Source organism: Ruegeria arenilitoris, from assembly GCF_013031355.1.
Lineage (GTDB): Bacteria > Pseudomonadota > Alphaproteobacteria > Rhodobacterales > Rhodobacteraceae > Ruegeria > Ruegeria arenilitoris_C.
In genome coordinates, this window is record NZ_WPZO01000009.1 from 160,572 (window position 1) to 168,125 (window position 7,554).

The 7,554-nt window shown below is 59.0% G+C and carries 8 protein-coding genes; 2 read left to right on the plus strand and 6 right to left on the minus strand.

Features of this window, described 5'->3' with window-relative positions:
* Positions 1-16: 16 nt before the first annotated feature.
* The 6 genes from GOX63_RS18580 to GOX63_RS18605 all read right to left on the minus strand — a co-directional run bounded on the left by GOX63_RS18580 (position 17) and on the right by GOX63_RS18605 (position 6,262).
* Positions 17-574 (minus strand): hypothetical protein, encoded by a 558-nt coding sequence (locus GOX63_RS18580; RefSeq protein WP_170546769.1) that lies wholly within the window; start codon positions 572-574, stop codon positions 17-19.
* Positions 575-595: 21 nt separating this feature from the next.
* On the minus strand, positions 596-1,633 hold the full coding sequence (locus tag GOX63_RS18585; protein WP_217356224.1) for a zinc-dependent alcohol dehydrogenase: 1,038 nt from the start codon (positions 1,631-1,633) through the stop codon (positions 596-598).
* Entirely contained in the window at positions 1,630-2,571 is a 942-nt protein-coding gene (locus tag GOX63_RS18590) for an ABC transporter permease (RefSeq protein ID WP_170327597.1), read from the minus strand. Before GOX63_RS18590 ends, GOX63_RS18585 begins: the two co-directional genes overlap by 4 nt.
* A 9-nt stretch (positions 2,572-2,580) precedes the next feature.
* Complete coding sequence (locus tag GOX63_RS18595) at positions 2,581-4,089, minus strand: sugar ABC transporter ATP-binding protein (RefSeq protein WP_170327596.1); 1,509 nt, start codon at positions 4,087-4,089, stop codon at positions 2,581-2,583.
* A gap of 10 nt (positions 4,090-4,099) precedes the next feature.
* The gene (locus tag GOX63_RS18600; RefSeq protein WP_170327595.1) at positions 4,100-5,065 is read right to left on the minus strand and encodes an ABC transporter permease; all 966 of its coding nucleotides are present in this window, start codon (positions 5,063-5,065) and stop codon (positions 4,100-4,102) included.
* A 93-nt stretch (positions 5,066-5,158) separates the two neighbouring features.
* Positions 5,159-6,262: a sugar ABC transporter substrate-binding protein gene (locus GOX63_RS18605; RefSeq protein ID WP_170327594.1), complete on the minus strand. Its 1,104-nt coding sequence runs from the start codon at positions 6,260-6,262 to the stop codon at positions 5,159-5,161.
* A gap of 252 nt (positions 6,263-6,514) precedes the next feature.
* Between GOX63_RS18605 and GOX63_RS18610 the strand changes: the two genes are divergently transcribed.
* Both GOX63_RS18610 and GOX63_RS18615 read left to right on the plus strand, forming a co-directional pair.
* Positions 6,515-7,174 (plus strand): TetR family transcriptional regulator, encoded by a 660-nt coding sequence (locus GOX63_RS18610; RefSeq protein ID WP_170327593.1) that lies wholly within the window; start codon positions 6,515-6,517, stop codon positions 7,172-7,174.
* A 295-nt stretch (positions 7,175-7,469) separates the two neighbouring features.
* Positions 7,470-7,554, plus strand: an 85-nt coding sequence (locus GOX63_RS18615; protein ID WP_170329172.1) for a sugar phosphate nucleotidyltransferase, incomplete at its 3' end; no start/stop codon positions are given.

Below are 7,554 nucleotides of genomic sequence, written 5' to 3' on the forward strand. Positions count from 1 at the left end.
CGAATTGGGGCGCAGGCTAGGCAGAAGCGTCCAGCCCGTCGCGGAAATCGTTCCAGCCGCCATCCACGGATGACGGCGCATCATGCCATTGATGCAGAATGTCCCCGGTCGCGGGGTCCTTGTCGGGGATCGGCAGCATCATGATCCGCTTGACCGCAGCCTGAAACATCTCGGGTGTCAGGAAGGCTTCCTGGATGTTGTCCCAGTCGCGGCCACCGGCATAGCCGCCGCACATCATGATGTCTTCGGAATGGCCAACCATCTCATGGCTGACCCCGGCGGGCATGACGATCACGTCACCAGTCTCGATCCGGACACGGGTCCATCCGTCGACCGACAGGTTGAACTCCATCCAGCCCTTGGCGCAGCCGAGGCATTCGTGCGAGGTCGAATGGAAGTGAGGGTATTCATATACCCCGGGATATTCCCAGTTGTTGCCCCAACTGTTTTCACGGAACCGCGCCTTGACCGCATCGACTCCACCGCCGGGAATTGCGCCCCGGTGGATCAACAACGGAAACCGGCTGTTGGGGATCATGCCTTCGGGTTTGGACGTGTAAGCTTCGACGTTCATTGGTCTTTTCTCCCACTATGGCTAATGCGTCAGGACGATCTGGGTTTTCAGATCACCGGGCCTGTCAGCAAAGCTGTCAAACGCCTGCTGAATGTGATCCAGCGCGTAAGAGGCACCGGTGAAACGGTCGGTCTTGATCCGGCCATGAGTCAGCAAGGTCAGAGCGTCGTGCATGTCCTGCCCCATGCCCGCAACCGACCCTTTGATCGAATTTTCCTGCAGGATCGTCTGCAGAATATCGACGGGCAGAATCTCTCCCGCACCGGTGATACCAAAGGCCGCGATATGCCCACCTTTGCGGATCAGGCGCGTTGCCTGCTCGTATAGCGCGGGCAGCCCGACGCTTTCGATCACCACATCCGCGCCGCGCACCTCGGTGTGGCGCAAGACGGTTTCCTCCAGCTCTGACGGGTCCGTGACACCCACATCCGCGCCAGCCTCCAACGCCATCTGCACCCGGTCTTCGGACAAATCCGCCACGATGATCGGCGCCGCCCCGATGGTGCGCAAAAGCTGGACGTGCAGGTTGCCGATGGGCCCGGCTCCAAGAACCACGACGGACTGACCAAAGGTGATATTGGCCTTGCGGGCACAGCGGACCACACAGGCCAGAGGCTCGGTCAGAGCCAGCACCTCAGCCGGCACGTCCTGAGGGGTCGAGATCACCAGCCGCGCGGGCACCGAAATGTACTCGGCAAAGGCCCCATCCATGGTGATGCCCATCTGCTGCATCTCGGGGCAGTTCAGGATTTCGTTACGGCGGCACCAGAAACAGGTGCCACAGCCGATATTCATATCGACGACCACCGGCGCACCGACGGTCAGACCCGATACTCCGGTGCCCAGCTCGGCGATGGTCCCGGTGAATTCGTGCCCCGGGATCATCGGCAGGTTTTCCACCGCATAGTGACCGTTGAAGATGTGGATATCGGTGCCGCAAATGCCGACCCGTGAAATGCGCACCAGAACCTCGTCCCGGCCGGGCTCGGGGCGGGGAACATCCCGCACCTCGAACTGTCCGGGCTTCACGAGGACGGCGGCTTTCATGGTGTCGGTCATTTCACGACCCTCAGCTTGGTCCGGTCGATGGTCAGGGCAATCGCCGCGATCAGGATCAGGCCGAACACCATCTGCTGCTGGGTTGCATCTACCTCGAAATACAGCATTGAGGACCGGATCACCGCCACGATCAGCGTGCCGATCAGCGTGTTGATGACCCCGCCCACGCCACCGGTCAGCGGGGTACCTCCGACCAGAACCGCGACGATTGCAGGCAGCAGGAACCCGTTCGCCAGTGTGGGAGAACCACCAGAGAGTTTTACCGAGAACAACAAGCCTGCAATCGCCGCCAGTCCGCCGGACAACGCAAATGCCATGATCTTGATCCGATTGACGTTCAGCCCCGAGGCGACGGCCGCAGGTTCCCCCGCCCCAACCGCCTTGAGCGCGCGCCCGAAGGTCGTCCGCGATTGCAGGAACCACGCGCCTAGAACCAGAACGGCAGCGATGATCAACTCGCTTGGCAGCCCGGCGACTGATCCGGTCATCCAGCCAAAGGTCGAATCCCGCAGCGTCGCATCCATGAACAGAGCGCGTTGGCCCGACATGTATTGCGCCGCCGAAAACGCGATGCCACCCACCGCCAGCGTCGAGATGAAGGACGGCACGTAAAGCCGCGTCGTCACATAGCCCGAGATACTGCCCAGCACCACGCCTGACAGGATGCACAGCAGCGCCGCGCCGATGCCAAAGGTCGGCAGAGCGATGGTCGCAACCACGGTGGTCATGTTGGCGATGGACTGCGCCGACAGATCGATACCGCCGATATAGATCGCAAAGGTCATCCCCAGTGCCATGATGAACAGCGGCACGATGTCGGCCATCATCGAGATCAGGTTCGCCGGACGAAGAAAGTTGGAATCCGCCGCACCGACGACCAGTACCAGCACCAGTAAGGTGATCCAGGGCAGATGGGGTTTGATACGTTCAAAACTCATGGGGTGGCCTCAGATCATGTGGTGGACAAGGTCATAAAGCGACGGCTTGTCCCCCGGGCTGCAATCGAAACGTTTCTGTTCGACACCGTCCTTCAGAACGATGATCGTGTGGCTGAGGCCGATGGCCTCTTCCAGCGTGTCGGCGACCAGAATGATGCCCACGCCGTCATCCGACATCTCGCGCACCATGTCGTAGACATCTTCCTTGGCGCCGATATCCAGACCCCGCGTCGGGTGATCCAGCAGGATGATGTCGGACCCGGCCGACCGCCATTTGGCCAGCACCACTTTTTGCTGGTTGCCGCCGGACAGCCCGCCGCAATCCTTGTAGACATCTGGGGTCTTGATCGCCAAACGGTCGATCCACTGTTTTGCCAGCGACTTTTCCTCGCCAATGCGCAGCACGCCCGAGTTGGCATAATTCCCCATCTGGCTGAGCGTCATGTTCTCATAGACATTCATCCCGGCCACGATGCCTTCAACCTTGCGTTCGCGCGGGATGTACCCCACGCCGCTTGCCACACCGGACTGCGCGTTGAACTTTCCGACGGTTTGCCCCTTGAGCGCGACACTGCCAGCGGACGGGGTATCCAGGCCGAAAATCGTGCGCAGGATTGCCTCGCGCCCAGACCCTTCGGTGCCGACCAGACACAGAACCTCACCAGGACGCAGTTCGAACGAGACATTCGAGTACTTTCCGGTCACGGACACGTCGTTGAAGGCAACCAGCGGCTGCGCCCCGGGCTGATAGGGTTTCTGCTTCTGCTCGCGGTAATATTCCTTGTCCACGTCGCGGCCGACCATCTTGTGCTGGATGGCATCCACCTCGGCATCGTCATGGGTGACGACGTCGACAATCTCACCGTCCTTCATCACATAGATGCGGTCGGACAGGTCCAGAACCTCGTCCATGCGGTGGCTGACAAAGATGAACGAAGCGCGGTTGGTCAGCTCGCGCACAAGGCTGAACAGCAGCTCGACCTCTTCCTTGGCCAAAACGCTGGTCGGCTCGTCCAACAGGATCACCAGATCGCCGTCGATCCGCTCCTCCAGCGTCAGCACCTTGGCCAGTTCGACCAGCTGGCGCTGTGCAAAGGACAGTTTCGAGGTGGTCATGGCCGGATCGATATCCAGCTTGACCTTGGCCAACTGCTTGCGCGCAGCCTCGGCCATGGCTTTCCAGTTGATCACGCCATAGCTGACGAATTGCTGTTCGAAGCCCAGAAAGATATTCTCCATCACGGTGAGGTTGGTGATCAGGGATTGTTCCTGAAACACCATGCCGATGCCGTGATCCATCGCTTGGCGGGGGTTCTGAAACCGGACCTTGGTACCGTCGATGGTGATGTCCCCACCATCAGGCTGATAGGCGCCATAAATCACCTTCATCAGGGTGGATTTGCCAGCGCCGTTCTCGCCGACCAGACCCACGATCTCACCCCGCCCGATCTGGAAGTCCACGGATTTCAGCGCGTGGACGCCGGGAAATTTCTTGTCGACATTGATCAGTTCGTACATCAGTCCGCCCCTATTTCACGAAGGTTACGGATTTGCGGTCGGTCGACAGAACCACCGCGGCGATGACCAACACGCCCAGAACACCGTCCTGCACGTAGCCGGGCAACCCGATCACAACCATGCCGTTGTTTATGACGTTCACGATCAGCACCCCGATCAGCGTGTTCCAGACACCACCGATCCCGCCCCACAGCGCGGTGCCACCAACCACAACCGAGGTGATCGACACGAACATAAAGTTCGACCCCGTCGCGGTTTCGGCAATCCCGATCCGCCCAACCGCCAACAACGCGCCGACCGCATAGAAGACACCGGCCAGCGCAAACCCCATGATGCGCACACGGTTGACGTTCAGGCCCGAGGCATGGGCCAGTTCCTCACCACCACCGACAGCATAGAAGTTCCGCCCCAGGGTGGTGCGCGACTGGATGAACCAGGCGATCAGCAGGAACAGCAGCGCGACATAGCACATGATCGGGAACCCAAACCAACGCTCGGTCAACAGCGACCGGAACAAGTCATCCTCGACCCTGATCCGATCACCACCGGTCAATAGCAGGGCAAAGCCGGTGCCCACAAAGCCCATCGCCAGCGACGCCATAAATGAGGGGATTTTCAGCAAGACATGAACTAGACCGTTCACAAGCCCGATGGCCGCGCCCACCAGCAACGCCAACGGAATGGCCAGCCAGGCCCACGACGCCAGTGTTCCACCCATGCCGATAAAGGCAAAGGCGAACACCACGGCGCAGACCGAAACGGTGCCCTCCATCGACAGGTCAATCGACCCCATGATGATGATGAACGTGACACCGATGGCGACCATCAGCGCTGGCGCAGACGAGATCCCGATGCGGGCAAAATTGCGCAGCGAAAAGAAACGCGGTTCCATCGCTGTGAAAAACAGGACCAGAACCAAAAGGACGATCAGGGGCGCCCATTTGATCAGAACATCCCGTGTCAGCACATTGCTCACGTGCTTCCTCCCACTGAGTGAATTGGCGGGGTCGGGATCAGCACCGACCCGAGTGAGCGGGCTGGCGTCAGGACCAGCCCGCAGACACGTTTGTTAGTATTGGATCTGGCCGTTCGACGTGGACCAGAAATCTTTCCAGTCATACGCCGGAGCGCTGTCCAGATACTGGGCCTTGAACGCCAGCGCGTCTTCGGGACGGACCATGATGGTCGGACCGTAGAACTCGCGGTGCTCATTAGGCTCTTCGGACGGTTTGAAGTGGCCGGTGGCCGCGTAATAAGCCAGCGCCGCAGTGATACCGCCGCCCCAATGCGGGTTGGTAAAGACGGTCGCCAGGATCTTGCCTTCGCCGACCAGCTCAACCGCTTGCGGGTTGCCGTCATAGGATACGATCGGCATGTCTTCGATACCTTCGGCACGCAACGCCTCAAGCACACCGTAGGCGATGGTGTCGTTGGCGCAGTGCACGCCCTTGATCTCATCACCATAGCGGGTGAGGAAGGCGCTCATGACCTGGTTCGCCTTTTGCGTATCCCAATCCGCAGGTTCTGCAGCCAGCAGTTCCGCGTCAGGGTAATCCAGCAAGGCGGTTTTCAGACCGGCCAGACGCTCGATGGCCGGATTGTTCGATGCGATACCGCCCAAATGAACGACACCGCCAGAGCCACCCATGGCGTCCAACAGAATGCGCGCGGTCTGTTCCGCCGGGCCTTCGTCGGACCAGCTCATGTGGCTGACATAGTTATCGCCGAAGTCCCAGGGGTGCAGGTCGTCGGTCTTGTTCCACAAAGTCGACACATAGGCGCCTGCCTCCACGCAGGATTCGACAACCGGGCGCGCATTTGGTGCGTCGTTGGTGTCGATCGCCAGTGCCAGTTCACCATTGGTCTTGGACAGCAGCGCCTTGACGTCCGCCAGCGATTTTTCCGACGAGCCTTCGTTGATCAGGTGGGTCAGGAAATCCTTGGGCTTGCCGAGGCTTTCAACAAACGCCTCGCCGCCCGACACGATTTCATTCCAATAGGGGTTTGTCCGGTTGCGATACGACCAGGCAATGGTCGGGTCAGTGATCGCCGCGCGCGCCATGCCGCCCAACATAGTTGAGATCGCAGCACCCCCTACCCCATAGGCAGATGCCAGCAGCAGGTTACGACGGGTTATCGTCTCTTGTTCGATGTATTTCTTGATGAATGACATGACGTCCTCCCTTTTCCATCAGCACGTGGGATCAAAGGCGTTCCTGTGTCGACCCCTCCCCGGCGACGATCCCGCACAGCGGCACTCTACGCCATTAATGCACTAACTAGTTACTTCTTTACGAAACGATGTGTCAAGCGCTAAGACTGGAAATAAGAACGGTCTGAATTGGCGGCTGGCACGCAACAGTTGAAGAAGCTCGGCCATTTGTGCGAAATGCTCTGACCAGATTTGCTGCGCCGGGACAGCTGCATGACAAAGGAGGTGGCTGTGGTCGAAAAGACGACAACTAAAAAGAAAAGAGATGCCGAAGCGACCAAAGCCCGCATCCTGCAGGCGGCGAAAAAGGAATTCGCCAAACACGGGCTGGGCGGCGCGCGGGTAGACGAAATCGCCGAACGCGCTAATGCCAACAAACGAATGCTGTATCACTATTTCGGCAGCAAAGAGGGGCTGTTCCAAACGGTACTGGAAGCGGCATACCTTGATATTCGAAGCGCTGAACGCAAACTGAACCTCGAGGCCTTGTCACCCTCTGACGCGTTGGAATCCCTCGTGCGGTTCACCTGGAAATACTATCTCAAGAACCCCGAATTCATCACTCTGGTCAACAGCGAGAACCTGCACCGCGCCCGCCACATCAAATCACTGCCCAGCCTGCCGGAAACGACCCGAGGGTTGGTCGAGATGGTCCAGGACATCCTGAAACGCGGCGAGGAATGCGGTGAATTCCGCCCCGGCATAGATGCGACCCAATTGAATATCACAATCGCCGCGATCGGCTATTACTATCTGACCAACCGGTTTACCGGGTCCTACCTGTTTCAACGCGACATGATGGACGAACAGGCGTTGAATGAACGTCTGGATTTCAACGTCGAAAGCATCATGCGAATTGTCCGCAAGGATTAGGCGCGGTCCAAACTGCGTCTCTAAGCCAGAGCTGCCGCAATAGCCGTGACGCAGCACAGCACGATGATATGGGCACCGCCACAACGGGCCATCCGTCCTGCGACTTTCAAAGCCCGGTGCTGCGCCGGAACCCTTGGCCTATCTGTTAAGCGTATTCTCTGGGCAAATAGGCCCGAAGGGCCACGTTTTTTGCAGTTTTGTGAAAACAACACCAAAAAAAAGCCCCTAGGCTTGTCAAAGGAATAGCCATTCTCTAGGACCGAGCGGGAATTAGCTCTAATCGAATGGTTCAGTTATGTTGATTACGCCCGTCCTCCTTTGCGGAGGTTCTGGAACCCGTTTGTGGCCCTTGTCGCGGAAAAGCTACCCCAAGCAATTTG